Below are 25,983 nucleotides of genomic sequence, written 5' to 3' on the forward strand. Positions count from 1 at the left end.
TTGAGTTCGCGGCACTACCACATCCGGTAACACGAAAGGGGCCACCGGATGTCGTACGTCGAAGTGACCGTCCTCGTTATCGGCGGCGGACCGGTCGGGTTGTCCACCGCGCTCTTCCTGGGCCGCCACGGGATCGCCACGATGCTGGTGGAGAAGCGGGACGGCACCTCGTCGTTGCCGCGCGCACCAGGCCTGCAAGCCCGCACCATGGAACTGTTCCGCGCGGCCGGCGTCCACGACCGGATCAGGGCGCTGGAGATGGGTGACTCCCACCCGTACTTCGAGGGTGGCATCCTGCGCGTCCGGACGCTGGCCGAGATCGACGACGCGGTCGTACTGGAGGCGCCGTCGCTGGACGGCCCGCACATCAGCCCCGAGCGGGTGATGGGCTGCGGCCAGGACCGCTACGAGCAGGTGCTGACCGAGGCCGCCCGCGAGGACGGCGCCGACATCCGCTTCGGCACCCGGCTGGAGGCGCTGGAGCAGGACGGCGACGGCGTTACCGCGATCGTGCGCGACGTGGCCACCGGCGAGCCGACCACCGTGCGGGCCCGCTACGTCGTCGGTGCCGACGGCGCGTCCAGTACCACCCGGCGGATCCTTGGCATCGGCCGTCACGGGCGCGGCACCGTCTTCACCGCGATGAGCGTCTACTTCCGCGCGCCGGAACTGGAGGCGTTGCTCAAGGGCCGCAAGTTCATCCTCTGTTACGCCGAGGCGGCTCCGGGCACCATGATGGGACTATCCCGGCTGCACGGCTGCGATCCATGGCTGGCCGCCCCGCTGTACTTCCCGGAGCGCGGCGAGCGCCCGGAAGACTTCACCGACGAGCGTTGCGCCGAGATCGTGCGGGCCGCCGCCGGCCGTCCGGACCTGGCCGTGGAGATCGTCGCGAAAGTGCCCTGGGAGGGTGCGCAGCTGGTGGCGGACGCGTTCCGCCAGGGCCGGGTGTTCCTGGCCGGCGACGCCGCCCACGTGCACCCGCCGGCCGGCGGATTCGGTGCCAACACCGGCATCCACGACGGGCACAACCTGGCCTGGAAGCTGGCGGCGGTGCTGCGCGGCACGGCCGGCGACCGGCTGCTGGACACCTACGACACCGAGCGCCGCCGGGTCGGCGAGGCGATGGCCGAGCAGGCGATGGTGCGCAACCGGATCCGGCACGGGCACGCCGACGACCAGACCCGCGCGGCGATGGTCGACGACATCATCATCACCCTTGGCTACCGGTACGCCTCCGACGCGGTCGTCGACGGCGAGCCGGACGGCCCGGTGCTGACGCCGAACCTGGAGCTGACCGGGCAGCCGGGCACCCGGGCGCCGCACGTGTGGCTGCGCCGCGACGGGCAGCTCATCTCCACAGTGGACCTGTTCTGGGACGGCTACGTCCTGCTCACCGGCGACCGGGACAAGGGCTGGAACGAGGCCGCGGACCGGGTCGCCAAGCGGCTGGGCGTACCGCTGCGGTGCGCCGTCGTCGGCCCGGCCGGCGACCTCGTGCCGGAGGGCGCCGACTGGGCGGCGGCGTACGGCGTCTCGCCCGGGGGAGCGGTGCTGGTGCGCCCGGACGCGTTCGTGGCGTGGCGTTCACCGGGCCCGGTCGAGGACCCGGACGCGGAGCTCATCGAGGTACTCGCCCGGGTCGCCGCGCGCGGCACCGACTAGCGATCGAGAGAGGGAGGACCTCATGGACATGGCGGTCTCGGGCAAGCGGGTACTGGTGACCGGCGGCACCCGCGGCATCGGGCGCGCGACGGTACTGGCGTTCGCCGCCGCCGGCGCCCGGGTGGTGACCTGCCACCGGAGTGCGGACGAGCGGTCGCAGGAGCTGGCCCGGGAGCTCAAGGAACTCGGCGAGGGCCACCTGGTCGTACCGGCCGACGTGACCCAGCGGGCCGACGTCACCCGGCTGGCCGAGCTGTGCCGGCGGCACTTCGGGGCGCTGGACGTACTGGTGAACAACGTTGGCGCGGACGGCGCGCGGCCGTTCGGGCAGGTCGACGACGGCGAGTGGCACCGGGTGGTGGGTGAGAACCTGACCTCGACGTACCTGACGACGCACGCCGCGCTGGACCTGCTGGTGGACGGCGCGTCCATCGTCAACGTCGGTTCGTCCGTCGCCCTGCGCGGCCGGGCGAACGGCGTGCACTACACCGCCTCGAAGGCGGCGCTGATCGGGTTCACCCGCGCGCTGTGCAAAGAGGTCGGCGAGCGCGGCATCCGGGTCAACACCGTGGCGCCCGGGCTCACCGAGACCGAGCCCGGTGCCGGCCTGCCGCCCGAGGCGGTGCGCCGCATCGTCGGCATGACGGCGCTGGGCCGGCTGTGCCAGCCGACCGACGTCGCCGCGGCGGTGCTGTTCCTGGCCGGCGACAACGCCCGCTACATCAGCGGCGCGACGCTCAACGTGGATGGGGGAGTCTGATGCCGTACGCGGCCTTGATGTACCGGGTCAAGCCCGGGCACGACGACGAGATCGCGGAGATCTTCGCCGGTTTCCAGCGGATGGACACCCCGCAGGTGCGCGACGCCGGCGGGGAGATGGCCGGACGCCTGCTCGGCACCGCCGTCTTCGTCAAGGACGACGTCGTCGTCCGGATGATCCACTACGAGGGCGACCTCGCCGCGATCGGCCGGCACGTCGGCGGGCAGCGGGGCGTCCACCTGGTCGAGGCGGCCCTCGCGCCGTTCCTGGCCGAGCAGCGCGACACCCAGACGCCGGAGAGCTTCGCCGCGTTCTTCCGCAGCGCGACCATGCGGCGTGTGTCGGAGCTGACGGTGGACACCCATCCGGCCGGGCGGTGATCCGGGTGGGCACGCGGGTCACGGTGATCGGCCTCGGCCGGATGGGCTCGGGGATGGCGACGGCGTTGCTGGACGCGGGATTCGCCGTCACCGTCCACAATCGAACGGCGGAGCGGGCCGAGGCCCTGCGGGCGGCCGGCGCGGCGGTGGCGGCATCCGCGGAGGCCGCCGTCGAGGGTGCCGACGTGGTCCTCGTCAGCCTCGCCGACGAGGCCGCTGTCGACGGCGTCCTCACCGACCGGCTGCTGGACCGGCTGGCACCGGCGGCCTCCATTGTGGACACGTCGACGGTGTCGCCCGAGTTCGCCCGCGCCACCGCGGCCCGCCTGGCCGTGCGCGGCGTGACCCGGGTCGAGGCGTGCGTCATCGGCAACCCGGAGATGGCTCGTCAGGGCCGGCTGCGGGTACTCGTAGCCGGGTCACCGCCGCCAGCGGCCGTGGCGGAGGTGCTGGCCGCCTGCGCGCAGGATGTCCGCCACGTCGGCGAGGCGGGCCAGGCCAGCACCCTCAAGCTGGCGTTCAACCTGCTGCTCGGCGTGCAGACGGCCGGCCTGGCCGAGGCGGTCAGCCTGGTCGAGGCGGCCGGTATGGCGCGCGGGCTGCTGCTCGACGCGCTGGAGAACAGCGGCTGGCGCTCCCCGGTGCTCAGCTTCCGGGCGGGCTACATGCAGAGCGGTCAGTACCGGCCGGCGGCCTTCAGCGCCGAGCTGATGCACAAGGACCTCACGCTCGCCCTGCGCGAGGCGCGGGCGTGCGGGGCCGAACTGCCGGTCGTGGCCCGCGCCGCGGACCGGTACGCCGAGGCGCTCGCCGCGGGGCGCGGCGCCGATGACGCCGCGGTGCTCGCCGAGCTGACCTGCCCACCGGACCCCGGTTTGTCTACATCGGAATAGGAGGAAACCCATGGACATCGGAGTGGGCCTGCCCACCACCGTGCCCGGCACCGACGGCAAGCACCTGCTGGAGTTCGCCCGCCGTGCGGACGAGCTGGGCTTCAGCACGCTCGCGGTGATCGACCGCCTGGTGTACGACAGCTACGACAGCATCGTCGCGCTCGCCGGCGCGGCCGCGGTCACCGAACGCATCCGCCTCGCCACCACGATCCTGCTGGCCGCGTACCGGCCCGGGCCGGCGGTGCTGGCCAAGCAGCTGGCCAGCCTGGACCGGCTGTGCGGCGGCCGGCTCGCCATCGGGCTGGCCGCCGGCGGCCGCCCCGACGACTACGAGGCCGCCGGCGTGACGTACGGCCGGCGCGGCCGCCGGCTCGACTCGATGATCGACGAGATGAAGGCCGTCTGGGCTGGCGAAGGCGCCGTACCCGGCATCGGGCCGCGCCCGACCGACGGCGACATCCCGATCTGGATCGGCGGGCACTCCGAGGCGGCGCTGCGCCGGGCCGCGAAGCACGCGGTCGGCTGGATCGCACCCGGCGGCTCGGTGATGGGCTTTCCGGACCTGGTCCGCCGGGCCAGGGACGTCTGGGCGGCCGAGAACCGCACGGACACGCCGCGCATGGCGGCGCTGACCTACGTCGCGCTCGGCTCGCAGCGCAAGGAGCAGGCCGGCGACTACCTGCGGCACTACTACTCCTACGTCGGGCCGAAGGCCGAGATGCTGGCGGCCCACGTCATCGCCGACGAGGACCGGCTGCGGGCCACGATCGAGGGCTACGCCGCCGCGGGCTGCGACGAGCTGCTGATATTCCCGGGTACGGCCGACGCCGAGCAGCTCCCGCTGCTGGCCAAGGTCGCGTTCGGCTGACCGGGCGACGCGGGCCAGCATGATCGAAAACTCGCTCGGCGTCGCGGTGCTGGTCGGCAGCGGCGTGACGGCGGGCGTGCTGTTCGCGGTGGCCCTCAGCGTGCTGCCCGGACTGTCCGCGATGCCGCCCGACCGGTACGTCTACGCGCACCGCCTGCTCGGCCGCAACTGGGACCCGACGATGCCGCTCATCGTGCTGGCGTCGGCCGCCGGTGCGGTCGCGCTCGCGGTAATGTCGGCGGGCGTGCCGGCCCGGCTCTTCGCGGCGTCGGCGGGGCTGCTGGTCGGTGTCTCGGTGGTCTCGCACTTCTGCAACGTGCCGATCAACCGGCAGGTCAAACGGCTGGATCCGGACCGGTTGCCGCCCGACTGGCGCGACCCGCGCCCGCTCTGGCGGCGCTGGCACACCCTGCGCACCGTCCTGGCCGTCCTGGCACTGCTGCTCAACGCCATCGCGGTCGCGGTGCACTGAGCGTCGCTGTGCACTGAGCGTCGCGGTGCGCTGAGCGTCGCCGTGCACTGAGCGTCGCTGTGCGCTGAGCCCGCCACCGGAACGGTTGGTCGAGCCGGGTTCGAGATGTCTTCCAGCCTCGCCCGTGACTCTGAGGTCCCGCACCGGAAAGGAGCCAGGATGCCGCCCGCCTCGCCCGCCGTCATCACCGGTATCGGTGTCGTCGCGCCCACCGGCATCGGGCGGGACGCGCATTGGCAGGCGGTGCTCGCCGGCAAGTCCGGGATCGGGCGGATCAGCCGGTTCGACCCGTCGCCGTACCCGGTGCGGCTCGCCGGCCAGGTGCCCGGCTTCGTCGCCGCCGAGCACCTCAGCGGCCGGCTCATCCCGCAGATGGACATCTGGACCCACATGAGCATCGCCGCGGCCGACGCCGCGCTGGCCGACGCCGGCGTCGAGCCGGCGAGCCTGCCCGAGTACGACATGGCGGTGGTGACCGCCAGTTCCTCGGGCGGCACCGAGTTCGGCCAGACCGAGATGGTCAACCTGCACCGCAAGGGACCGCACTGGGTGGGCGCGTACCAGTCCATCGCGTGGTTCTACGCCGCGACGACCGGGCAGATCTCGATCCGGCACGGGATGCGCGGGCCGTGCGGGGTGATCTGCAACGAGCAGGCCGGCGGGCTGGACACCCTGGGCCACGCCCGGCGCCTGCTGCGTACCGGCACGCGGTTGGTGGTGGCCGGCGGGCTGGACGCCTCGCTGTGCCCCTTCGGTCTCACCGCCCAGCTGGCCAACGGACTTCTGTCGACAGTGGACAACCCGCAGCACGCGTACCGGCCCTTCGACGCGGACGCCTGCGGCTACCTGCCCGGCGAGGGCGGGGCGATCCTGCTCGTGGAGGACGCCGCGGCGGTACGCGCGCGCGGCGGCCGGGCGTACGGGACCGTCGCCGGCTACGCGGCCGGCTTCGACCCGCCGCCGGGCTCGTCACGGCCGAGGGCGCTGCGCCGCGTGATCGAGGACGCGCTGGCCGACGCCGGGCTGGCACCGGACGACGTGGACGTGGTCTTCGCCGACGCCGCCGGGGTACCGGCCGACGACCTGGCCGAGGCGCGGGCCATCACCGAGGTCTTCGGCCCGTACGCCGTGCCGGTCACCGCGCCCAAGACGCTGACCGGGCGCCTCTACGCCGGCGGCGGCGCGCTGGACGTGGCCACCGCGCTGCTGTCGATGCGCCACGGCGTCATCCCGCACACGCCCGGTCCGGTCCGGGCGGCCCCGGAGTACGCCGTGGACCTGGTCCTGTCCGAGCCCCGCGAGCGCCCCGTCTCGCACGCGATGGTGCTGGCCCGCGGCTACGGCGGCTTCGCCGCGGCCCTGGTGCTCGGCAGGCCCGCCTGAGGTTTGTGAACCCCGTCGATTGGAGGAAGACATGGCCGACCCGTTTGGCATGACAGAGCTCACCGAGATCCTGCGGACGAGCATCGGTCTCGACGCCGACGTGCGCTTCGACGGCGAGCTCGCCGAGACCGAGTTCGCGGAGCTGGGCTACGACTCGCTGGCGATGATCGAGCTGGCCAGCCAGGTCCAGCGGCGCTACGGCGTGCGGATCACCGACGAGGCGGTCCTCGACCAGATGCGCAGCCCGCGCGAGGCCGTGGACTTCGTCAACTCGCTGCTGGCCGGGAAGGTGGCCTGAGATGGCCGGGCACGTGGACAACGCGGTCGTGCTCGACGCCCCGATGGACCTGGTTTGGCAGATGACGAACGACGTGGCCTCCTGGCCGGGGCTGTTCAGCGAGTACGCGGAGGCCACCATCCTGGAGGAGCGGGACGGCACGACCCGCTTCCGGCTGGCCCTGCATCCGGACGACAGGGGCACCGTCTGGAGCTGGGTCTCCGCCCGCACGCCCGACCTGGCCACCCGCACCGTGCGGGCGCACCGCGTGGAGACGGGCGTCTTCAAGTACATGTGGATCTTCTGGGAGTACACGCAGGAGCCGGACGGCGTGCGGATGCGCTGGGTGCAGGACTTCGAGATGAAACCCGGCGCGCCGATCGACGACGCCGCCATGCGCGACCGGCTGGACGGCAACACCAAGGTCCAGATGGAACTCATCAAGCGGAAGGTGGAGGCGGTCGCCCGCGTCCACAGCACCTGACCGGGAGGCGTCCACAGTGGAACTGCTCGTGCCGATCGTCCTGCTGGCCAGCGGCCTGGCCGCCGGCGTGATGATGTGGACCCAACTGGGCGGCTGGCCCCTGCTGACCAGCCTGCCGCCGGACCGGTACGTGGCGACGCACGCCTTCTTCGCCACCCGGTTCGACCCGTTCATGCCGGCCTGCATGCTGCTCACGGTCGGCGGGGACGTGGCGCTGGCGGCCCTGGCGGTGAGGGCGGCCACGCCGCTGTTCCTGTCCGCCGCCGTGCTGGCCGCCGGTGCGATCGCCATCTCGCTGCTGCGGAACGTGCCGGTCAACTCCTGGATCAGGAGCCTGGACCCGGCCAACCTGCCGGCCGACTTCCCCGCCGTGGACCCGCGCCGCAGCTGGGGTGCCTGGAACCGGGTGCGCGCCGTCTTCACGGTCGCCGCCTTCGCCGCCAACTGTACCGCCCTGCCCCTGCTCATCCAGTAAACGTTCGGAGCTACCCATGAACCCTCGTACGCAGGAGCCGATCGCCTTTCGCGTCATGCTCCGTATGACCATCAAGGCCGGCGCGGAGGCGGACTTCGAGCGGGTGTGGCGCGAGATCGGCGACGCCGTCACGTCCCACCCGGCCAACCTCGGCCAGTGGCTGTCCCGCGCCGCCGAGGAGAGCGGCAGCGAGGGCGTCGTCTACTACATCGTCAGCGACTGGGTCGACGAGCCCGGCTTCCGCGAGTTCGAGACCAGCGACCGCCACCTCGAACACCGCCAGCGCCTGCACCCGTACCGCTCCGGCGGCACGATGACGACGATGCGGGTCGTCGCCCACCTGCCGGGTACGCCCAGCGCCGTTTCACACCACGAGTGGGAGACGGTGCGGCTGTGACCGGAATGGCGATGAACAGCCTGCGGGTGCTGCTCTACCACAGCGCGCCGAGCATCGGCGAGATCGACCCGTCCTACCACGAGGTCAGCCGCCGGCTCGCGCCCGTGCCCGGCCTGATGGCCAACGAGCTGCTGCGTTCCGTGCACGACCCGACCGAGTTCGTGGTCGTCAGCGCCTGGCGAGACCTGGCCGCCTTCCGGGCCTGGGAGAGCGGTCCCGGGCACCGGGCGAGCACCGCGCCCCTGCGCGCGTACCGCAGCAACCCGCCGGCCCGCCCGTACGGCGTCTACGAGGTCGCGGCCGCGTACTCCACAGTCTCCACAGACTCCACAGTGGAACTGCCGTGAGCTGGCCGGGGCTGCGGGTACTGGTCGCCGGCGGCGGCATCGGCGGGCTGTGCCTGGCGCAGGGGCTGCGGGCCGCCGGTGTGTCGGTGCGCGTGTTCGAGCGTGATACCTCGGTCGCCGGCCGCAACCAGGGGTACCGGCTGCACATCAGCCCGGAGGGGGAGCGGGCCCTGCGGGAGTGCCTGCCCGAGCGGGTGGTGCGCCTCATCTCCGGTACGGCCAACGTGCGCCACGGCGCCGGGCTGTCCGCGTACGACGAGCACCTGTCGCCGCGTTGGGCGCCGGCGTTCGAGGACCCGCGCGCCGCCGATCCGCAGAAGATCGACTCGGTGGACCGGGTCACGCTGCGGCACGCGCTGCTGGCCGGCATCGAAGACGTCGTCCAATTTGGACGGACGGTGGTCGGGCACGAGGTGACGCCCGGGGGCGTGACCGTACGCCTGGCCGACGGCGCCACCGAGACCGGCGACGTGCTGGTCGCGGCCGATGGCGCGGGCTCGCGCATCCGGGAGCGCCACCCCGGCCTGGCGAGCCACGCGGACCTGGGCATCCGCACCATCTTCGGGCGGATACCCATGACGCCGCGGGTCCAGGCGCTGGTATCACCCGAGTTGCGCGACCGCTTCAGCTACGTCATCGGCTCGGACGGCCACCACCTCGGCCTCATGCCGATGGTGTTCCGCGAGCCGCCACCGGTGGTCGCGGGCCGGCTGTGGCCCGGGCTGGCGATGGCCCCCGCCGGCGACTACTACATGTGCGTCTTCAACCTGCACGCCGATCGTCTCGGCACCTCCGACGACGAGCTGTTCCGGCTCTCCGGCACCGACCTGTGGCGCCTGGTGACCGATCGCACCGCCGGGTGGCACCCCGGGGTGCGGGAGATCCTCGGGTACGCGGACCCGGCCGCCAGCTTCGCGGTGGCGTTGCGGGCCACGGATCCGGTCGTGCCCTGGGACACCGGACCGGTGATCCCGCTCGGCGACGCCGCGCACACCATGCCGCCGTCCGGAGGCGTGGGCGCCAACACCGCGTTGCGCGACGCGAGCGCCCTGACCACCGCCCTCGCCGGCGTCGACCGTGGGGAGCGGGACCTGGCCGACGCGGTGGCGGACTACCAGGCGGCGATGGTCGGGTACGCCACCGACGCGCTCCAGCTCTCCCTGCGCATCCTGCGCTGGTCCATCCCGTCCCCGGACGAGCACCCCGCGGCACATCCAAGGAGGTAGGCCCTCATGCATCGAACGCTGATCATCGCGAAGCTCAAAACCGACCGGCCGGAGAAGATCGCCGACGTGTTCGCCGAGTCCGACGCCACCGACCTGCCCCACCTGATCGGAGTGTCCCGGCGGACGCTGTTTACCTTCCACGACCTCTACGTGCACCTGGTCGAGGCCGACCAGGACATCTCACCGTCCCTGTACAAGGCTCGCAGCCACCCGCTCTACCAGGACATCAACACCCGCCTGGCGGAGCTGGTGTACCCGTACGACCCGTACTGGGCCGAGCCCAAGGACGCGATGGCGAACCCGTTCTACGTCTGGTCGGCCGGCAACGGGGGCCCGCGATGACCGCCGTGCGGCCGCTGCGGGTCAACGCCGGCGACGTGCCGCCCAACCGGCGCCGCGGCGGCGACATCCGGGTCACCCTGAGCCCGGCGACCGTCGGCGCCACCTCCGGGTTCGGCGGTGTGCTGAAGATGCTCCCCGGCGAGTCGGTCACCGAGCACTACCATCCGTACTCCGAGGAGTTCCTGCACGTCGTGGCCGGCCAGCTGGACTTCTTTGTGGACGGTGCCCTGACCCGCCTCGGGCCGGGCGACTCCCTGATCGTGCCGATCGGTGCCCGCCACCGCGCGGTCAACACCGGCGACGTCGAGATACACGCGATCTTCCACCTCTCGCCGCTGGCCCCGCTGCCCGCCCTCGGCCACGTCGACGTCGAGCCGCCGCTCTACGGGCACGCGCCGCTCCCGCAGGTCGGTGGAGCGTGAGCCGGCGGGTGGTGATCACCGGGATCGGCGCGGTGGCGCCCGGTGGGATCGGCCGGGAGGAGTTCTGGCGCCTGCTGGTCGACGGGCGCACCGCCACCCGCCGGGTGACCTTCTTTGACCCGGCGGCGTTCCGGTCGCAGATCGCCGCCGAGGCGGACTTCGACCCCAGCGCCTGCGGCCTGACCAGCCAGGAGGTCCGGCGGATGGATCGCGCCGCGCAGTTCGCGGTGGTCTGCGCCCGGGAGGCCGTCACCGACAGCGGCCTCGACCTGTCCGGGCTCGACCCGGCGCGCACCGGCGTGACCGTGGGCAGCGCGGTCGGCTGCACGATGGGCCTGGAGAAGGAGTACGTCGTGCTCTCCGACGACGGCAGGCAGTGGCTGGTCGACCACGGGTACGCGGTGCCGCACCTGTACGGCTACATGGTCCCGAGCACGTTGGCCGTGGAGGTCGCCTGGGCCGTGGGCGCGGAGGGCCCGACGGTGCTGCTGTCCAACGGCTGCACCTCCGGGATGGACGCCGTAGGCCACGGCGCGACGCTGGTGGAGGAGGGCTCCGCCGACGTGGTGCTGGCCGGCGCCACGGACGCGCCGATCTCGCCGATCAGCGCGGCCTCGTTCGAGGCGATCAAGGCGACGTCGTCGCACAACGCCGACCCGGAGCACGCCTCGCGCCCGTTCGACCTGCACCGTGACGGCTTCGTCCTGGGCGAGGGCAGCGCGATGCTGGTGCTGGAGGAGCGGGACGCGGCCCGCCGGCGCGGTGCCCGGATCTACGCTGAGATCGTCGGTTTCGCCAGCCGCAGCAACGCCTACCACATGACCGGGCTCAAGCCGGACGGCCGCGAGATGGCCGAGGCCATTCGCGTCGCCATGGACCAGGCGCGGCTCGACCCGGACGGCATCGACTACATCAACGCGCACGGGTCCGGCACCAAGCAGAACGACCGCCACGAGACGGCCGCGTTCAAGCGGAGCCTGGGCGAGCGGGCGTACGCGGTCCCGGTCAGCTCGATCAAGTCCATGATCGGCCACTCGCTGGGCGCGATCGGTGCGCTGGAGCTGGCCGCCTGCGCCTTGGCGCTCGACCGGCAGGTCGTGCCGCCAACGGCGAATCTGCACCACCCCGACCCGGAATGCGATCTCGACTATGTGCCGCTGGTAGCGAGAGAACACCGTATGCGCGCGGTCTTGAGTGTCGCGAGCGGGTTCGGCGGATTCCAGAGTGCGGCGCTGCTCGCTCGGTAATTGCGCAATTGTGCAGCGGTGAGGATGGGTACTGGTGAATGTGGGAGCCGCCCAGAACTCCCACACAACCGGCCATTGCCCGCCATCGCTTTCATGTGTAATCTCTGACTTACAGGTAACACATTCTGGGTCGCGTCACATTCGGGTCGGCCTCAGGCCGCGGAGCGCGAGGGGGGTGTGCGATGATTCATCGAACCGGTTTCCTGCGCATACATCTGCCTCGGCATCGGCAATTGCGGCGTCAACAACACGTGCGGCTCGCCATCTCCAGCCAGGATCGCTTGGTGCAGGCGCTGCAGCTCTCTCGACGGCTCCACTCCGAGCTCGGCGACCAGGGCTCCGCGGGCCCGCTGGTAAGCGTGCAGGGCGGCCGAGCGGCGACCGGCCCGATAGAGCGCCAGCATCAGCTTTCCCTGAAACCCCTCGTGCGTCGGGTGCTGCGCGACCAGCCCGATCAGCTCGCTGACGACCTCGGAGTGTCGGCCCAGCTGAAGGTCGGCGGTGATCCGGGCCTCCACCGCACTCTTGCGGATCTCGTCGAGTCTCAGCATCTCGACCTGGAGGATCGGGCCGGGACTCACGTCGACCAGGGCAGACCCGTTCCAGAGCCCCAACGCCCTGCGCAGCGTGTGGCTCGCCTCCTCGGTCGCGCCCGACTCCAGCAGGGATGTGCCCAGGCGGGCCAGGTGCTCGAAGCGCGTCGCGTCCAGCGCGTCGGGCTCCAGCGAGAGCATGTAGCCGCCGGCGAAGGTGCGCAGCGCGTCTTCGCGGGCTCGGCGCGGGTGCCGGTGTCCCGGCCCGGCGGCGGGTGCCAGCCGCAGCTGTTTGCGGAGTTGATAGACGTACGTCTGGAGTGTCGTGGTCACGCTGGCCGGCGGCTGATCCTCCCAGAGCTCCTCGATGATTCGTTCGTTGCGGACCACGCTGTTGGCCGAGGTGGCCAGCAGCGCGAGGACTTGGCGTGGCTTCGGGGCGGTGGGTGTCACCGGCATCCCGTCGACCGTCACCGCCAGCGGGCCTAGAATATCGACGTTGATCACGGCGCGTCCTTTTCTCAAGTCATGGAATGGCCTTGAGGATTCCTTGCTGGGTCCTTTAGGCAGCCTCTGTCGGGCCGCCGTCAAGGAAGTTTGTTAACAGTGTGATCTCCGCTGCAATGCTTGGCAGTGTAGGCAGGCATCGGGAGCCAGCGAAAGAGCAAATGTGCAATGGACTGAGGTCTATGGTGTGCGGTCTTCGTCGAACCGTCGATAACCACCCCTTTTGCCTGTCCCGCGTGGAGCGACCTTGCACATAAGCGCAGGTCTCGCTTCAGTTTGCGCTAGATGCCTTGACAGGCGCCTCAGTGAAATTACGCAACGTCCCTATCCGCCGTACCCGCAATCTTCCGGATCGAGGTCGCATCGATCGGCGTTCGAGTGGCGGTCAGCACCATGGCCGCATGACGCTCACGCCGATACGCGAGGTCAGGCCCGAGGCCGACCTGCGCGAGCCGCGAGCCCGCCTGCGACGGCTCTTCGACGGCGCCTTCGGTGTTCTCGACGACCGGGAGCCGGCGGGGCAGCGGATCGGCGTGACGGTGGGCCGGGGTGAGATCGAGGGGGTGCCGGTCACCGCGTACTGCACGGACGCGACGGTCATGGGCGGTGCGCTGGGGGTGGCCGGGTGCCGGCGTATCTGCGACGCCATCGACGACGCCGTCGCCGCCGGCACACCGGTGATCGGTCTGTGGCACTCCGGTGGCGCCCGGCTGCCTGATGGGGTCGGCGCGCTGGACGCGGTCGGGCGGCTGTTCGCGGCGATGGTGCGGGCATCCGGCCGGGTGCCGCAGATCTCGGCGGTGCTGGGGCCGGCCGCCGGCGGCGCCGCGTACGGGCCCGCCCTCACCGACATCGTCGTGATGTCCGGCAACGGGCGGATCTTCGTGACCGGGCCGGAGGTGGTCCGCAGCGTGACGGGGGAACTGGTGGACATGGAACGGCTCGGCGGCTCCGAGCCGCACGGCCGCCGATCCGGGGTGGCGCACGTGACCACCGAAGACGACGCCGCCGCCCTCCAGCAGGTCCGAAGGCTGACCGGTCTGCTCGGCCGGCCGTTCGCGGGCGCCGCACCGCCGGCCCGGCCCGGGGCCGCACACACCGGCGGCGTCGAGTCCGTCGTCGCCGGCCTGCTCGACACCGCCGGCACCGAGCTGCATCCCCGCTGGGCGCCCAACATCGTCACCCTGCTGGGCCGGCTCGCCGGCCGCACCGTCGGCGTCGTGGCGAACAACCCGCGGCGGCTGGGCGGTTGCCTCGACACCGCGGCGGCGGACAAGGCGGCGCGGTTCGTGCGCATGTGCGACTCGCTCGGCCTGCCGTTGGTCGTGATCGTGGACGCGCCCGGCTTCCTGCCCGGGCTCTACGAGGAGTGGCGGGGTTCGGTGCGGCACGCTGGCAAGCTGCTGCACGCCTTCGCGGAGGCGGTCGTGCCGCGCGTCACGCTGATCACCGGCCGGGCCTACGGAGCGGCGTACCACGCCATGAACTCGCGCGCGCTCGGCGCCACCGCGGTCTTCGCCTGGCCGGGCGCGGACGTGGCGATGATGGGCGCGGACGCCGCGGCCGGGTTCCTGCACCGGCGGCGCCTGGCCGGCACGCCCGCGGCCGAGCGCGGACAGCTACGGTCCCGCCTGGCGCGGGAGTACGCCGACACCGTCGGCGGGCTGGCGCGGGCGCTGGAGATCGGCGCCGTCGACGCCGTGATCGCGCCGGCCGAGACCCGCGCCCGGATCGCCGGGGCGATCGCCGCGGCCGGCACCGCCCGCGGCGCGCACCGCAACATTCCACTGTGACCGGAGAGCCATGCCAACCACCGAGCCGGCCCGGCCGGCGCACCACTTCGTCGCCGGCATCGGCGCCGGCCCCGCGAATCTCAGCCTCGCCGCGCTGGGCGAGGACCTGCTTCCCGGCGGGCTCCCGCTTTTCGAGCGGCAACCCGGCCCGGCCTGGCACCCGGGCCTGCTCGGCGCCCACTCGCGACTGCAGACGTCCTGGGTCAAGGACCTGGTGACGCTCGTCGATCCGCGCAACCGGCTCAGCTTCCTCAACTACCTCGTCCAAACTGGACGGATCTACGCGTTCCTGAACGCGCAGTTCGACGCGATCCCGAGGGTGGAGTACGCGCGGTACCTCGGGTGGGCGGCGAGCGAGCTCGGCACCGTGCGGTACGGGACGGCGATCCACGAGATCCGGTTCGCGGACAGGTTCGAGCTGGTGGGCGCGGACGGACCGGTGGCCACCGCCGAACACCTCGTCCTGGGCCTGGGCACCCATCCCGAGGTCCCGCCCTGCCTACCGCCCGGCGGGCTGCCCGGCGTCGTGCTGGCCGAGCGCCTGGACGCCACCCTCGCGGGCGACAGCGGCGCGACCGGGGGACAGGTCATCGTGGTGGGTGGCGGCCAGACCGGTGCGGAAGCGGTGCTGTCATTGGTACGCCGCGGCGTCCGCGACATCCGGTGGCTCGGGCGCCGGCACTGGTTCGCCCCCCTGGACGACTCACCACCGGCCAACGACTTCTACCGGCCGGCGTACCAGCGGTTCTTCCACAACCTGCCCGACGACGTGCGGCACGCGTACGTGGGAGCGCAGGTGCTCACCAGCGACGGCGTCTCGCTGGAGACGCTGCAAGAGATCTACCGGGCGAACTACGAGGGCTACCTGCGCGACGGCCGGGCACCGGTGATGATCCTGCCGGGACGCGACGTCGTGCGAGCCGGCGCCCGCGACGGCGTGGTGACCCTGTGGTGCCGCCGCGCCTCGGGCGGCAGCGAGCGGCACACCGCCCATCTCGTCGTCCTGGCCACCGGCCGCCGCCCGGCCCCGCTGCCCCTGTCGGCCGGTCTGGCCGAGCTGGTGGAACTGGACGGCGCCGGCGACCCGATCGTCGACCACGACTACTCGATCCGGTGGAAGCACGCCCCGCGCCACCGCATCTTCGTCCAGAACCGCGGCCGCCTCAGCCACGGCCTCGCCGACCCGAACCTCAGCCTGCTCCCCGTCCGCAGCGCGATAATCCTGAACACCCTCCTCGACCGACCCGCCTTCACCATCCGCGACGAACAGGTCTACACCATGTGGGCCTAGCGCTGCCGCCGCTCGAGCTACCGCGACGCCCGCCGCGCCCCATACCGCCGCTCCCGCAGCCTCCCCCTCCGCACCCCCACAACCCCACCACCGCACCCCACCACCCGCGTCCCACCACAGTGGGGCGCGGACCGGCCACCAAGGCCGAGCACCCGGGCGCCGCCCGGGGTGCCCGGGGTGGATGTGACTCGCGGTGGGTGAGGCTGCTCCGTCCGTCCACATAGGTCCCGGGAGGTAGATCTTGGAGCTGGAGCGTCGCTATGACGACGGTGGCCAACCAAGATCTGGCTCCGGGTTTCTAGGAGACCTTTCGCGAACAGGGTTGTCTGTCCACATAGGTCATGATCGGATCTTGGCGAGCTGTGGCGGAAACAGCGCCAAACTCGCCAAGATTCAGGGGTTTTGGGCTGCCGCGACGTTCGTCGTGGGCGATGCCGTTGCTCCCGCGGCCTCACCGTTCGTGTCCGCACGACCCACCCGGCCGGGGGTTGTGGGTCGCGGAGGGTGAGGCCGCGGGAGCGGCGGTCTTGCGCGCGGCGGACGTCGCGGCAGCCCAGACCTCGGTCCTGGATCTGAATGTGCCCAGAACTGTTGTCGATCGGTCTAGAACTTGTCGGTTATCGCGTCGGCTAGGTAGGTGGGGACGTCGGGTTGGGGTGGGCGGACGATGTGGGTCAGCCAGGAGCGGCGTTCGTGGGCGATGACGGCTAGCTCCCAGAGGCATGCGGTGGCGTGGCCGGGGGCCTCGGTGGGCGCGGTCAGGTCGGACCAGTCGGCCAGCCACGTGCGGGTGTGGAGGATGACGCGGTTGAGGCTCCACCAGGCGGCCACCGCGTAGCAGCCGTCTTCGTCTTCGTGCACCACGCTGAAGGCGTGCGAGCCGCCGTGCGGGTGCGGTGGCGGCAGGCTGCGGCGCAACGCCAGCACGGCGAACGCGTGCACCGGCTCCGGCGGGGTGTCGCGCAGCGCGGACACCGCGTACCTCTTCACCGTCCAACCGCCGACGTCGATGCCGTCCTGCGTGGTGATCGCACGCGGCTGGTACGTCACCGGCCTCATCCCGACCGTCATGGCTCGATGGTCACACGCCGGCGGGCGCGGCCGCGAGCGCGTACCAGCGGCCTTCGAGCGCGGTTCGACCGGGGCGCCAGAGGCTGTCGCCCATGCGTACCTTCAGCGCGGCCGACGCGGTGCTCAACGCCGCCTCCGGCATCCACATCGGACGGTGGTCGCAGTACGAGGGCGTGGCGGCGCTGCCGTTCCAGGCCATGTGGTGTGTGATCCCGCCGGCGTCGGCGAGCGCGCCCGACCAGCATCCCGAGGTGGAGCTGGCCGTGGTGATGGCGGGCCGGGCGACCTTCGACGTGGACGGCCGCGAGGTGGCCGTGTCGGCGGGCACCGCGGTCCTGCTGGAGTCCGGCGAGCGGCACGTCATCCACAACGCCGCGGCCGACGAGCCGGTCCGCATCCTCAGCGTGTACTGGATGCCGGAGACGCCGCCGGAGGGAGCGGGCGAGCCGCCCGTCACGGTGGTTCTCTCGCCGCCGCCCACCCCGAACGGACCGCTGCACGTCGGGCACCTCGCCGGGCCGTACGTCGCGGCGGACGTGGCCGTGCGCGCCGGGCGGGCGCGCGGCGAGCCGACCATCTCGGTGTGCGGCCTGGACGACAACCAGAACTACGTGGTGGCCGCCGCCCGCGCACGGGGCCGGGACGCCGAGGAGCTGCGCCGGGAGAACGCCGGCCGCATCCGTTCGGTCTTTACGCGGCTGGGCATCGGGCATGACGTCTTCACCGAGCCGACCGCCGACCCCCGGTACCGGTCGGCGGTCGTCCGCCTGCTCGACCAGAGCGTCACCGCCGGGATGCTGCCGGTCCAGGAATGGACGCTGCCGTACTGCGAGCCGTGCGGCGGCACCCTGCACCACGCGTACGTGGCGGGTCGCTGCGCCGGCTGTGGCGCGGGGATGAACGGCGGCACCTGCGAGGGATGCGGCGCGTTCCACACCGCCGGCGACCTCGTAGAGCCGCGCTGTACCCGGTGCGGCGCCCCGCCGTCGGGACAGTCGCAAGGGCGCGGGCCGGTGCTGCCGCTCGCGGACCACCGTGACTACCTGATGCGCGTCTGGTGCCAGGCGACGCTGCCGCCGCGGGTGCGCCGGATGGTGGATCGGTTGCTGGACAAGGGTTTGCCGACCGTACCGCTCACCTACCCTACCGACTGGGGCATCCCCGTGGCCGACGGCCATCGGCTGGACCCCTGGGCCGAGATGGGGCTGGGCTACCTGTACTCGGTGGGCCGGCGGCTGGACTCCTCGGCGGTCTCGCTCTCCGACCACCTGCGCGCGTGGCGTTCGGTGGGTTCGCTGTGGGCGTTCCTCGGCCTGGACAACGCGTTCTACTACGCCGTGCTGTTTCCGGGGCTGTTCGCGGCCTGGGGACTGCCACCGGAGCTGCTCGGCGGCCTGGTCGTCAACGAGTTCTACACGCTCGACGGCGACAAGTTCTCGACCAGCCGCGACCACGCCGTCTGGGCGGAGGAGCTGCTGGCCGAGTATCCGCCGGACGTGGTCCGCGCCTTCCTGTGCTGGGACCGGCCCGAGCCGTACGCCACCGATTTCACCCGCGAACGGTTCGAGCGGGTCACCGGGAGCTGGCCCCAACCGCTGCGCGCTGGCGAGGTTTCCGCGATGGACGCGGCCCGCGCGGAACGGTCACTCGCGTACGACAGCTTCGCCCTGGCACAGGCCGCCCGGTGCCTGCTCGGCGCCGACCAGCCCGGTGACGGTGGGCGGGCGGGCCAGCTGCTCACGATGCTTACCGGTGTCGAGGCGGTCGGGGTACCCCGATGAGGGTCTGCGTGGTCGGCGCCGGGCTGGCCGGCAGCCTGCTGGCCTGGCGGCTCGTCCAGCGGCCAGGGGTGCGGGTGATGCTGGTCGGCGACGAGCACCGCCACGCCGCGAGCGCGGCCTCCGGCGGCCTCGTACGCGGCTACGAGCCGGACGAGTACAACGCGGCGCTGGCCGTACGCGGTCTCGCCGTCCTGTATGCCAGCCCGACCCTGCGCTCCTGGGCCGCGTTCCGCGAGATCGGCTCGGTCTACCTGACCGCCGCCTGCCCGGCGCGGCGCACGCTGGATGCCATCGACGCCGCGCTACCCGGCTCGCTGTCGCTGGCACCGGGTGACGCGGCGGCCCGACACGGGCTCGCCGGCGTGCCGCCGGGTCACACCGCCGTGGTGGAGCGCCGGGCCGGCTTCATCAACCCGGCCCGGTTGGCGGCGCGGGCCCGCCGCGAGGTGATCCTGCGCGGCGGCGTCGTGCGCGCCGGCACGGTAACGCGGATCCGTTGCGAGGCCGGCGAGTGGGTCGAGCACGCCGACGCCGTGGTGCTCGCTGCCGGGGCATGGACGCCGGGACTGCTCGCCGGCAACGGCCTGCCGGCGGGCGGCCTGCGGACCAAGCTGATCCGGTACGGCGTCTTCCGGGCGGCCGGGCCAGTCCCGCGCGCGTTCGTCGACGAGTCCACCGGGCTGTACGGCCGGCCGGACGGCCTGGGCCGGATGCTGCTCGGTCTGCCCACAGTGGACTGGGACGCGCCACCGGGCACCTCGCACCGCGACGGAGTCCGGGCCGGCCGATCCGCCGCGGCCGAGGTCCGGCGCGCCGCGGCGCGCCGGCTGCCTGAGGTGACGCTGGGCCGGTACCGCGCGGTGGCGGCGGCGGACTGCTACGCGCCGGACGGCCAGCTGCGGCTGCGCCCGGTCGCGCCGGAGGTGCCGGGACTGTTCACGTTTACCGGCGGCAGCGGCGGTGCCGCCAAGACCGCCCTCGCCGCGAGCGTGGACGCGGCCGACGCACTGCTGCGCTCCAACCGCCAGAGGGAGACCGACGATGACCTCAGCCCTGTCCCGTGAGCTCGCCACCGCCTGCCCCGACCGGGTCGTGTCGGCCAGTCACCCGGCGTACGACGACCTGCGCCTGCTCTTCAACGGCATGCACGACCGGCGACCCCGGCTGATCTGCCTACCCCGCGACGGTGCCGAGCTGCTCGCCGTCGTGCGGGCGGCGCGCTCGCACGGCATCCCCACGGCCGTACGCGGCGGCGGTCACAGCGTGGCGGGGCTCGGCTCGGTCGACGACGGCCTCGTCATCGACCTCCGGCTGATGAACCAGGTGGAGGTCGACCCGGGGGCGCGCACCGCGACGGTCGGCGGGGGAGCGACGTGGAGCGACGTCGACCTGAGCACGTCCGCGTGGGGCTTGGCGACCACGGGCGGCACGTTCGACACCACGGGCGTTGGCGGGCTCACCCTCGGCGGCGGTATCGGCCACCTCATGGGCCGGTTCGGGCTGGCCTGCGACAACGTGGTCGACTACCGGCTGGTCACCGCCGACGGGCGGGAGCTGACGGTCGACGCGCGGTCGGATCCGGAGCTGGACTGGGCGCTGCGGGGCGCGGGGCACAACTTCGGGGTGGTGTCCCGGTTCCGCTTCCGGCTGCATCCGGTGTCCACTGTGTACGGCGGCTACGTCGCGTACCCGCGGACCGAGCTGGCCGCCGCCGTCCGGCTGTTTCGCGATCTCATGACCGAGGCGCCGGACGAGTTGACCTGCACGCTGCTGCTGGAGCGGTACGGCCCGACGCAGGAGGCCGCGGCGGTGATGAGCGTGGCCTACTGCGGCGCCGACGAGGCCTACCGGGAGCGCTTGGAACGGACCCTGCGCCGGCTGCCGGTCGCGGACTGGCGGATCGGACGGCGCGGCTACGTGTCGATGCAGGTGTGCCTGGGCCGGCTGCCGTTCGGGCTGCGCCACTACTGGAGTGCGCGGTGCGCCGGTGAGCTTCCGGACGACCTCGTCGAGCCGCTGGTCGAGCGGTTCCTCGCGGGCCGCTGGAGCGGCCTGTACAACGACACCGTCCTCATCGAACCGATCGCCGGCGCCGTACGGCGGGTGCCGGCGGCGGCCACCGCGGTGCCCTTCCGCACGGCCCGGTTCAACATCACCGGCATGGCCATCTGGGAGCCGGCGGACGCGGACGCCACCCAGGTCGAGTGGGCGCGGTCGGTCGCGCGGGCGGTGGAGCCGCACAACGCGTGGGGCGACGGGTACGTCAACTATGTCGCCGACCGGCCGGCCGACGGTGGCTCGCCCGACGAGCGCGCCCAGCGGACGTTCGGCGCGGCGGCGTACCAGCGGCTGGCGGCGGTGAAGCGGCGGGTCGACCCGGACAACTTCTTCCGCTCCAACTACAACGTGGCGCCGGCGGGTGTGGCGGTGACGCGATGAGCGACGCTCCGGTCGACTACGACGGCCGGGTGTTCCGGTCCACGGCGAAGGAGACGGCGGCTGGCTCGGCCGCCCCGATCGGCCGGTACCACCAGCGGGGCGACCTCGTCTGGGCCGAGTTCTCCGGCGGCGCGGTGCGGCTGGGGCGGCTGGCCGGTACGTGCGCGCCGGACGGCACCCTGCGCGTGGTGTACGGGCAGGTGCTCGTCGACGGTCGGGTGGTGGCCGGCGAATGCGTCAGTACGCCCGAGCGGCTCGCCGACGGGCGGCTGCGCCTGCGCGAGGAGTGGCGCCGGTTCGACGACACCAACTCCACGGGCGTCTCCTACATCGAAGAGCTTCCCGCGATGTCCACTGATCGACCCCACGGTGCCGCAAGCCCCTAGCGGGTCCTGACCGGTCTTCGAGCCGGACGCGGCACGCTGCACCGCATGCTGGACCTGACCACGACCATACCGGGGCCGCTCGCCGCCGATGTGGAAGAGATCGTCGTCGCGGCGGCGCGCCGCCACCGGGAGCACCCGTACCACCGGGCCTTCGCGGACGGGACGTTGCCGCCGGTGGTGTACGCCCACTTCGCCAGGCAGGACTCCTACCACCTGCTGCCGGACTACGGCCGGGCCTTCGCCCGCTGCGCCGCGCGGGCGGCCGAGCCCACGCACGCCCGGTTCCTGAGCCGGATGGCCGCGATCTGCCTGGACAGCGTCGCCTCCGACATGCGGACCATCGGCGACACGCTGCGCGGTCTTGGCCTGTCCCCGGAGCAGGCCGACGGGGCTCCGCCGGTCGCACCGGCCACACGCTCCTACACCTATTTCCTGACCGCCGCCGGGGTCACCTCGCTCGCCGCCGGACTCGGCGCGCTGCTGCCGTCGGCGCTGCTCCAGATGCGGATCAACGACCATCTCCTCGCCCACTACACGGCCGGCTCCCGCTACGCGGCCCTGATCGAGCAGTCCCACCCCGGCGAGGAGTACCGGCGGCTGGTGGACGAGCTTCTCGTCCTGGTGAACGAGGTCGGCGCGGGCGCGTCGACGGGTGAACGGGCGGAGTTGCTGCGCTTCGTCGCGGAAGCGGTCCGGCACGAGTGGGCCTTCCTGGAAGCCGCCTGGCGCCTCCAGACCTAGGGGATCCAACTGGCCATAGGTCGATACCGGGGTCGAAACGTGCGGGAAAGGACGACCGACATGCGAGTGCTCTTCACCACCTGGGCCTGGCCGTCGCACCTCTACGCGATGGTCCCGCTGGCCCGGGCCTTCCAGGCGGCCGGGCACGAGGTCCTGGTCGCGAGTCAGCCGGCGCTGCGCGTCGAGATTGGACACTGCGGCCTGCCGGCCGCGGTGGTGGGCACCGACGTCGACGCGGTGGGGATGGTGCGCGGCTACGTCCTTTCCAGCGCCGGTGCGCAGCCCCGTGCGGGGCGCGGTCCGCGCGCGCTGCAGATGCTGCTCGCCAACGCCGAGTCCATGGTGGACGAGCTGGCGGAGCTGGCGGCGCGCTGGCGGCCCGACGTGCTGGTCTTCGAGCCGACCGCGCTGGCCGGTCCGATCGCGGCCGCGGCGGTCGGTGTGCCCGCTGTGCGCCACCTCTACGGCACCGACCTGCTGCTGCGGGCCCGGCCGCTGCTGCCCGAGCTGGTCGCGCCGCTGGCCGCCCGGCTGGGTGTCGCGCCGCCGGACGCCTTCGGCGTGTCCACGATAGACCCGACGCCGGCGAGCCTTCAGGTGCCGGGGGACTATGAGCGGCTTCCGATGCGGTACGACCCCTTCAACGGCCCCGGCGCGAGCGCTGCCCCGTTGCCGGCCGCCGACCGGCCGCGGGTGTGCGTCACCTGGGGCCACACGATGGCCCGGCTGGCGCCCGAGCACTTCCTGGTCGGCGGGATCGCGGCCGCGCTGGCCGGCGCTGGCATCCAGGTGGTGGCGGCCGTTGCCGCCGCGCAGCGGGGGCTGGTCGGCGACGTACCGGACGGGGTGCGGATCGTGGTGGACGCGCCACTGCGTCAGGTGGTGCCCCACTGCGACGCGGTGGTCGCCCACGGCGGAGCCGGCACGCTGCTCACCACGCTGCGGGCGGGCCTGCCGTCGCTGCTCGTGCCGCAGCTGCCCGACCACGCCGGTCACGCCGGCCGGCTGCTGGCCGCCGGCGCCGGCGAGGTGCTGACCCGGGACGAGGCCACACCCGAGCGGGTGGTCGCCGAGGTCGGCCGGCTGGTCACCGACGGCCCGCACCGCGCCGCGGCCCGGCGGCTCCAGGCGGAGATGCGCGCGCAGCCGGCACCGGCCGAGGTGGTCGGCGCGCTGCGGCGGCTCGCGGCGCGCCGGTCAGCGTTTGTGGCAGACCGCTAGAGTCTCGTACTCGCCGAGAGGTTGGAAGCTCACCTTGGCGAAACCCGCGGCGCGGGCGAGGTGTTCGACCTCCGTCACCGTGTACTCACCGCCCTCGTCGGTCATCAGCAGCATGGTGAGGCTGGCGACGAGGTTGGTCGTGCTGTCGCGGGCGGCGTTCAGCATCCTGTCGTAGATGAGCAGGGTGCCGCCCGGTTCCAGCGCCGCGTACGCCAGAGCGACGAGGTGGGCGCGTTGTGCCGGACTCCAGTCGTGCAGGATGTGGCCGTAGACGATGGCGTCGGCGGCCGGCAGCGGGTCGGCGAAGAAGTCGCCAGCCTGGAAGCTCACCCGCTCGGCCAGCCCTCGCGCGCCGGTGTAGGCGGCGAACAGCGGCTCCAACTGGGGAAGGTCGAACACCTGACCGGTCAGGTGCGGGTGTGCCTCGACGAGCCGGGCGACCAGGTTGCCCCGGCAGCCGCCCACATCGAGTACCCGGCGGTGGCCGGACCAGTCGTACCCCCGCACCAGCTCCGGCCCGAGCGTCTCGGTGAGCCCGTCCATCATCCGCGCGAAGGCCGCCAGCGCCGCCGGGTCGTCCAGCATCGCGGTGAAGTCACCGTCGGCCTGCGGCCGCCCGGTGCGCAGGGCTTCGGCCAGCCGACCGTACGCCGGATAGAGGCTCGCGTCCGCACCGGCGAGAAATCCTCCGATGTACTCCGGTGCGCCGCGCACCAGGTGCCGGGTGGCGCCCGGAGCGTTGCGGTACCGGCCGCCGTCCTCCTCGACCAGGCCCAGCACCGCCAGGGCGCGCAGGAAGTCGGGCAGCCCGCGCCCGGACAGGCCCACCCGCCGGCCCACCTCGTCGTAGCTGGCCGGCGCCTCGTGCAGCGCCGAGAACACGTCCAGCCGCACGGCGGCCAGCAGCAGCTTCGCCTCGCGGAAGCGGTGGCCCAGCCGCAGGATTCCCTCGGCCGTGTCCACGGAATGGGTCATGTCCGCCTCCCGTCGCGATGGATCGCCCGCTAGCGTGCGGCGGCGCGGTGGAGACGGCCTCGACAACGGCATGAGTCTCGACATCGGTATGAGTACGGGGCCGGGCGATCCACCCGGCCTCGAGCCCATCCCCAGCGGTGGTCCGCACGATGGGGCCGACCTGCGCCGGCCGACCCTGGGAGAGGTGCGATGTCGAGCTCGTCCACACCCGTCAGCTATCCATTCGCGTGGGACCCGCCGCTGGCCGTCCCAGACCGGTGGCGCGACCTGCGCGACCGGTCGCTGGTCGAGGTGCAGCTGCCCAGCGGTGATACGGCCCTGCTGGTCACCCGCTACCGCGACGTGCGGGCACTGTTCTCCGACCGCAGGCTCAGCCGCAACACCGCCCGGTACCCGACGTCCCGGATCTCGCCGAACAACGACCTGTTCGGCGACCCTGAGATCGACAGCGACCCGCCGCGGTACCTCGACGAGCGCGCGATCGTGACCCGCGCCTTCAGCGCCCGCCGCCTGGAGGCGCTGCGCCCGCTGGTGTGGCAGGTGGCCGGTGAGCTGATGGACGCGATGGACGCGGGGCCACGCCCGGCGGACCTGATGGAGGCGTTCGCGTTCCCGCTGCCGATCCGGATCATCTGCCACATGCTCGGCGTGCCCCCCGGCGACAACGACCGGTTCCGCGCGCTCGTGGACGGTTTCATGTCGGTGACGAAGATGTCCGCCGAGGATGTCGAGCGGTGCCGCGCCGGGTTGTGGAGCTACCTGGACGAGCTGATCGAGGCACACCGTGCCGCGCCGGGCGATGATCTGATCAGCGAGCTGATCAGGGTCAACACCACCGACCCGAACGCGCTGTCGGACTACCAGCTCCAGCACTGGGTTCGTACGCTGCTCATCGCCGGCTATGTCACGACCGCCTCGCAGATCGGCACGAGCATGGCCGTGCTGCTCAACCAGCCGCACATCGTCGAGGAGCTCCGCCAGGACTTCTCGCTGGTTCCCGGCGCGGTCGAGGAGTTGCTGCGGTTCCAGCTCATGGGCGCCTCGCTCGGGTCGCTGCGCTACGCGCTGGCCGACATCGAGCTGTCTGACGGGGCGGTGGTGCCGGCCGGCTCGACGGTCATGCTGTCCGTGGAGTCCAACATGGACGACACGGTGTTCGAGAACCCGTTCGAGCTGGACATCCGGCGCACCGAGAACCATCACATGACGTTCGGGTCGGGCATCCACTACTGCGCCGGGGCCGCCCTGGCCCGGATGGAGCTACAGGTGTCCACTGAGGGCCTGCTGCGCCGGTACCCGAAGCTGCGGCTCGCCGTGCCCAAGGAAGAGCTGGCCCGCCCGGCGGGTGGCTTCCTCGCGGCCTTCTCCGCGGTGCCGGTGGACTGGTGAGCACCGGCATCCGGGTCACCGCCGACGCCGGCAGATGCGTGGTGAGCAGTCTCTGCGTCTACCGCGCGCCGGCGGTGTTCGACCAGGACGACGACGGGCACGTGACGCTGCTCGACCCGCGTCCGCCGGTGGAGCACCACGAGGCCGTCTGGCGCGCGGCACGAGGTTGCCCGACCCGCGCGATCCAGGTGGAGTTCGAGCCGTCCTAGCGTGGTGTC

Annotated in this window: 29 protein-coding genes; 26 read left to right on the forward strand and 3 right to left on the reverse strand. The window is 72.6% G+C overall.

Annotated features, from left to right (window positions below):
* Positions 1–48: 48 nt before the first annotated feature.
* The 16 genes from QMG73_RS18960 (at position 49) to QMG73_RS19035 (ending at position 11,638) form a co-directional block, all read left to right on the forward strand.
* The gene (locus QMG73_RS18960) at positions 49–1,665 is read left to right on the forward strand and encodes an FAD-dependent monooxygenase (protein ID WP_281897432.1); all 1,617 of its coding nucleotides are present in this window, start codon (positions 49–51) and stop codon (positions 1,663–1,665) included.
* 22 nt (positions 1,666–1,687) lie between these two features.
* Positions 1,688–2,425 (forward strand): SDR family NAD(P)-dependent oxidoreductase, encoded by a 738-nt coding sequence (locus QMG73_RS18965; protein WP_281897435.1) that lies wholly within the window; start codon positions 1,688–1,690, stop codon positions 2,423–2,425.
* On the forward strand, positions 2,425–2,805 hold the full coding sequence (locus QMG73_RS18970; RefSeq protein ID WP_281897437.1) for a SchA/CurD-like domain-containing protein: 381 nt from the start codon (positions 2,425–2,427) through the stop codon (positions 2,803–2,805). Before QMG73_RS18965 ends, QMG73_RS18970 begins: the two co-directional genes overlap by 1 nt.
* Before the next feature lie 5 nt (positions 2,806–2,810).
* Positions 2,811–3,698: an NAD(P)-dependent oxidoreductase gene (locus QMG73_RS18975; protein WP_281897439.1), complete on the forward strand. Its 888-nt coding sequence runs from the start codon at positions 2,811–2,813 to the stop codon at positions 3,696–3,698.
* Between the two features lie 10 nt (positions 3,699–3,708).
* Entirely contained in the window at positions 3,709–4,566 is an 858-nt protein-coding gene (locus tag QMG73_RS18980) for an LLM class flavin-dependent oxidoreductase (protein ID WP_281897441.1), read from the forward strand.
* Between the two features lie 19 nt (positions 4,567–4,585).
* On the forward strand, positions 4,586–5,038 hold the full coding sequence (locus QMG73_RS18985) for an anthrone oxygenase family protein (RefSeq protein ID WP_281897443.1): 453 nt from the start codon (positions 4,586–4,588) through the stop codon (positions 5,036–5,038).
* Between the two features lie 159 nt (positions 5,039–5,197).
* Positions 5,198–6,421, forward strand: coding sequence for a ketosynthase chain-length factor (locus QMG73_RS18990; RefSeq protein WP_281897445.1), 1,224 nt, complete (start codon positions 5,198–5,200; stop codon positions 6,419–6,421).
* A 31-nt stretch (positions 6,422–6,452) separates the two neighbouring features.
* Positions 6,453–6,719 carry an acyl carrier protein gene (locus tag QMG73_RS18995; protein ID WP_281897447.1) on the forward strand — a complete coding sequence of 89 codons (267 nt, stop codon included), beginning with the start codon at positions 6,453–6,455 and terminating at the stop codon, positions 6,717–6,719.
* 1 nt (position 6,720) lies between these two features.
* Positions 6,721–7,182: an SRPBCC family protein gene (locus tag QMG73_RS19000; RefSeq protein WP_281897450.1), complete on the forward strand. Its 462-nt coding sequence runs from the start codon at positions 6,721–6,723 to the stop codon at positions 7,180–7,182.
* 16 nt (positions 7,183–7,198) lie between these two features.
* A complete protein-coding gene (locus QMG73_RS19005) occupies positions 7,199–7,657 on the forward strand; it encodes an anthrone oxygenase family protein (protein WP_281897452.1) in 459 nt (152 codons plus the stop codon).
* Between the two features lie 16 nt (positions 7,658–7,673).
* Positions 7,674–8,054 (forward strand): antibiotic biosynthesis monooxygenase family protein, encoded by a 381-nt coding sequence (locus tag QMG73_RS19010; protein WP_281897455.1) that lies wholly within the window; start codon positions 7,674–7,676, stop codon positions 8,052–8,054.
* A gap of 5 nt (positions 8,055–8,059) precedes the next feature.
* Entirely contained in the window at positions 8,060–8,401 is a 342-nt protein-coding gene (locus QMG73_RS19015) for an antibiotic biosynthesis monooxygenase family protein (RefSeq protein WP_281897792.1), read from the forward strand.
* The gene (locus QMG73_RS19020; protein ID WP_281897456.1) at positions 8,398–9,627 is read left to right on the forward strand and encodes an FAD-dependent oxidoreductase; all 1,230 of its coding nucleotides are present in this window, start codon (positions 8,398–8,400) and stop codon (positions 9,625–9,627) included. Before QMG73_RS19015 ends, QMG73_RS19020 begins: the two co-directional genes overlap by 4 nt.
* A 6-nt stretch (positions 9,628–9,633) precedes the next feature.
* The gene (locus QMG73_RS19025; RefSeq protein WP_281897458.1) at positions 9,634–9,969 is read left to right on the forward strand and encodes a TcmI family type II polyketide cyclase; all 336 of its coding nucleotides are present in this window, start codon (positions 9,634–9,636) and stop codon (positions 9,967–9,969) included.
* Positions 9,966–10,391 carry a cupin domain-containing protein gene (locus QMG73_RS19030; RefSeq protein ID WP_281897460.1) on the forward strand — a complete coding sequence of 142 codons (426 nt, stop codon included), beginning with the start codon at positions 9,966–9,968 and terminating at the stop codon, positions 10,389–10,391. Before QMG73_RS19025 ends, QMG73_RS19030 begins: the two co-directional genes overlap by 4 nt.
* Positions 10,388–11,638, forward strand: coding sequence for a beta-ketoacyl-[acyl-carrier-protein] synthase family protein (locus QMG73_RS19035; RefSeq protein ID WP_281897463.1), 1,251 nt, complete (start codon positions 10,388–10,390; stop codon positions 11,636–11,638). The genes QMG73_RS19030 and QMG73_RS19035 overlap by 4 nt, the downstream gene beginning before the upstream one ends.
* A gap of 152 nt (positions 11,639–11,790) precedes the next feature.
* On the opposite strand, the gene QMG73_RS19040 is transcribed toward QMG73_RS19035, so the two are convergent.
* The gene (locus tag QMG73_RS19040) at positions 11,791–12,678 is read right to left on the reverse strand and encodes an AfsR/SARP family transcriptional regulator (protein WP_281897465.1); all 888 of its coding nucleotides are present in this window, start codon (positions 12,676–12,678) and stop codon (positions 11,791–11,793) included.
* 401 nt (positions 12,679–13,079) lie between these two features.
* Here QMG73_RS19040 and QMG73_RS19045 point away from each other — a divergent pair, with 401 nt between their 5' ends.
* Together QMG73_RS19045 and QMG73_RS19050 are read left to right on the forward strand one after the other, a co-directional pair.
* A complete protein-coding gene (locus QMG73_RS19045; protein WP_281897467.1) occupies positions 13,080–14,471 on the forward strand; it encodes a carboxyl transferase domain-containing protein in 1,392 nt (463 codons plus the stop codon).
* 10 nt (positions 14,472–14,481) lie between these two features.
* Positions 14,482–15,762 (forward strand): SidA/IucD/PvdA family monooxygenase, encoded by a 1,281-nt coding sequence (locus QMG73_RS19050; RefSeq protein WP_281897469.1) that lies wholly within the window; start codon positions 14,482–14,484, stop codon positions 15,760–15,762.
* A 603-nt stretch (positions 15,763–16,365) separates the two neighbouring features.
* Here QMG73_RS19050 and QMG73_RS19055 read toward each other — a convergent pair.
* Positions 16,366–16,833, reverse strand: coding sequence for a hypothetical protein (locus tag QMG73_RS19055; RefSeq protein WP_281897470.1), 468 nt, complete (start codon positions 16,831–16,833; stop codon positions 16,366–16,368).
* A 92-nt stretch (positions 16,834–16,925) separates the two neighbouring features.
* On the opposite strand from QMG73_RS19055, the gene QMG73_RS19060 reads away from it, so the two are divergent.
* The 6 genes from QMG73_RS19060 to QMG73_RS19085 are packed head-to-tail and all read left to right on the forward strand — an operon-like array spanning position 16,926 to position 23,401.
* A complete protein-coding gene (locus QMG73_RS19060; protein ID WP_281897472.1) occupies positions 16,926–18,614 on the forward strand; it encodes a class I tRNA ligase family protein in 1,689 nt (562 codons plus the stop codon).
* Complete coding sequence (locus QMG73_RS19065) at positions 18,611–19,678, forward strand: NAD(P)/FAD-dependent oxidoreductase (protein ID WP_281897474.1); 1,068 nt, start codon at positions 18,611–18,613, stop codon at positions 19,676–19,678. Before QMG73_RS19060 ends, QMG73_RS19065 begins: the two co-directional genes overlap by 4 nt.
* A complete protein-coding gene (locus tag QMG73_RS19070) occupies positions 19,656–21,053 on the forward strand; it encodes an FAD-binding oxidoreductase (RefSeq protein WP_281897476.1) in 1,398 nt (465 codons plus the stop codon). The genes QMG73_RS19065 and QMG73_RS19070 overlap by 23 nt, the downstream gene beginning before the upstream one ends.
* Positions 21,050–21,439 carry a hypothetical protein gene (locus QMG73_RS19075; RefSeq protein WP_281897479.1) on the forward strand — a complete coding sequence of 130 codons (390 nt, stop codon included), beginning with the start codon at positions 21,050–21,052 and terminating at the stop codon, positions 21,437–21,439. The genes QMG73_RS19070 and QMG73_RS19075 overlap by 4 nt, the downstream gene beginning before the upstream one ends.
* A gap of 45 nt (positions 21,440–21,484) precedes the next feature.
* Entirely contained in the window at positions 21,485–22,180 is a 696-nt protein-coding gene (locus QMG73_RS19080) for a TenA family protein (protein ID WP_281897481.1), read from the forward strand.
* A gap of 60 nt (positions 22,181–22,240) precedes the next feature.
* The gene (locus QMG73_RS19085; protein ID WP_281897484.1) at positions 22,241–23,401 is read left to right on the forward strand and encodes a nucleotide disphospho-sugar-binding domain-containing protein; all 1,161 of its coding nucleotides are present in this window, start codon (positions 22,241–22,243) and stop codon (positions 23,399–23,401) included.
* On the opposite strand, the gene QMG73_RS19090 is transcribed toward QMG73_RS19085, so the two are convergent.
* A complete protein-coding gene (locus QMG73_RS19090; RefSeq protein WP_281897486.1) occupies positions 23,378–24,376 on the reverse strand; it encodes a methyltransferase in 999 nt (332 codons plus the stop codon). The two genes, QMG73_RS19085 and QMG73_RS19090, sit on opposite strands and share 24 nt — an antisense overlap.
* A gap of 189 nt (positions 24,377–24,565) precedes the next feature.
* On the opposite strand from QMG73_RS19090, the gene QMG73_RS19095 reads away from it, so the two are divergent.
* Positions 24,566–25,765: a cytochrome P450 gene (locus tag QMG73_RS19095; RefSeq protein WP_281897488.1), complete on the forward strand. Its 1,200-nt coding sequence runs from the start codon at positions 24,566–24,568 to the stop codon at positions 25,763–25,765.
* Positions 25,762–25,974: a ferredoxin gene (locus QMG73_RS19100; RefSeq protein ID WP_281897490.1), complete on the forward strand. Its 213-nt coding sequence runs from the start codon at positions 25,762–25,764 to the stop codon at positions 25,972–25,974. Before QMG73_RS19095 ends, QMG73_RS19100 begins: the two co-directional genes overlap by 4 nt.
* Positions 25,975–25,983 lie beyond the last annotated feature (9 nt).

It is taken from the genome of Phytohabitans aurantiacus, from assembly GCF_027923225.1.
GTDB lineage: Bacteria > Actinomycetota > Actinomycetes > Mycobacteriales > Micromonosporaceae > Phytohabitans > Phytohabitans aurantiacus.

Excerpts from the sequence above, each read along its gene's own strand:
- QMG73_RS18995 (WP_281897447.1), top strand. The coding sequence starts at position 6,453 with ATGGCCGACCCGTTTGGCATGACAGAGCTCACCGAGATCCTGCGGACG.
- QMG73_RS19075 (WP_281897479.1), top strand. The coding sequence starts at position 21,050 with ATGAGCGACGCTCCGGTCGACTACGACGGCCGGGTGTTCCGGTCCACG.
- QMG73_RS19070 (WP_281897476.1), top strand. The coding sequence starts at position 19,656 with ATGACCTCAGCCCTGTCCCGTGAGCTCGCCACCGCCTGCCCCGACCGG.
- QMG73_RS18980 (WP_281897441.1), top strand. The coding sequence starts at position 3,709 with ATGGACATCGGAGTGGGCCTGCCCACCACCGTGCCCGGCACCGACGGC.
- QMG73_RS19050 (WP_281897469.1), top strand. The coding sequence starts at position 14,482 with ATGCCAACCACCGAGCCGGCCCGGCCGGCGCACCACTTCGTCGCCGGC.
- QMG73_RS19055 (WP_281897470.1), bottom strand. The coding sequence starts at position 16,833 with ATGACGGTCGGGATGAGGCCGGTGACGTACCAGCCGCGTGCGATCACC.
- QMG73_RS19030 (WP_281897460.1), top strand. The coding sequence starts at position 9,966 with ATGACCGCCGTGCGGCCGCTGCGGGTCAACGCCGGCGACGTGCCGCCC.
- QMG73_RS19045 (WP_281897467.1), top strand. The coding sequence starts at position 13,080 with ATGACGCTCACGCCGATACGCGAGGTCAGGCCCGAGGCCGACCTGCGC.
- QMG73_RS19060 (WP_281897472.1), top strand. The coding sequence starts at position 16,926 with ATGCGTACCTTCAGCGCGGCCGACGCGGTGCTCAACGCCGCCTCCGGC.
- QMG73_RS19080 (WP_281897481.1), top strand. The coding sequence starts at position 21,485 with ATGCTGGACCTGACCACGACCATACCGGGGCCGCTCGCCGCCGATGTG.
- QMG73_RS19025 (WP_281897458.1), top strand. The coding sequence starts at position 9,634 with ATGCATCGAACGCTGATCATCGCGAAGCTCAAAACCGACCGGCCGGAG.
- QMG73_RS18965 (WP_281897435.1), top strand. The coding sequence starts at position 1,688 with ATGGACATGGCGGTCTCGGGCAAGCGGGTACTGGTGACCGGCGGCACC.
- QMG73_RS18970 (WP_281897437.1), top strand. The coding sequence starts at position 2,425 with ATGCCGTACGCGGCCTTGATGTACCGGGTCAAGCCCGGGCACGACGAC.
- QMG73_RS18960 (WP_281897432.1), top strand. The coding sequence starts at position 49 with ATGTCGTACGTCGAAGTGACCGTCCTCGTTATCGGCGGCGGACCGGTC.
- QMG73_RS19015 (WP_281897792.1), top strand. The coding sequence starts at position 8,060 with ATGGCGATGAACAGCCTGCGGGTGCTGCTCTACCACAGCGCGCCGAGC.
- QMG73_RS19000 (WP_281897450.1), top strand. The coding sequence starts at position 6,721 with ATGGCCGGGCACGTGGACAACGCGGTCGTGCTCGACGCCCCGATGGAC.
- QMG73_RS19065 (WP_281897474.1), top strand. The coding sequence starts at position 18,611 with ATGAGGGTCTGCGTGGTCGGCGCCGGGCTGGCCGGCAGCCTGCTGGCC.
- QMG73_RS19090 (WP_281897486.1), bottom strand. The coding sequence starts at position 24,376 with ATGACCCATTCCGTGGACACGGCCGAGGGAATCCTGCGGCTGGGCCAC.
- QMG73_RS19095 (WP_281897488.1), top strand. The coding sequence starts at position 24,566 with ATGTCGAGCTCGTCCACACCCGTCAGCTATCCATTCGCGTGGGACCCG.
- QMG73_RS18985 (WP_281897443.1), top strand. The coding sequence starts at position 4,586 with ATGATCGAAAACTCGCTCGGCGTCGCGGTGCTGGTCGGCAGCGGCGTG.
- QMG73_RS18990 (WP_281897445.1), top strand. The coding sequence starts at position 5,198 with ATGCCGCCCGCCTCGCCCGCCGTCATCACCGGTATCGGTGTCGTCGCG.
- QMG73_RS19085 (WP_281897484.1), top strand. The coding sequence starts at position 22,241 with ATGCGAGTGCTCTTCACCACCTGGGCCTGGCCGTCGCACCTCTACGCG.
- QMG73_RS19010 (WP_281897455.1), top strand. The coding sequence starts at position 7,674 with ATGAACCCTCGTACGCAGGAGCCGATCGCCTTTCGCGTCATGCTCCGT.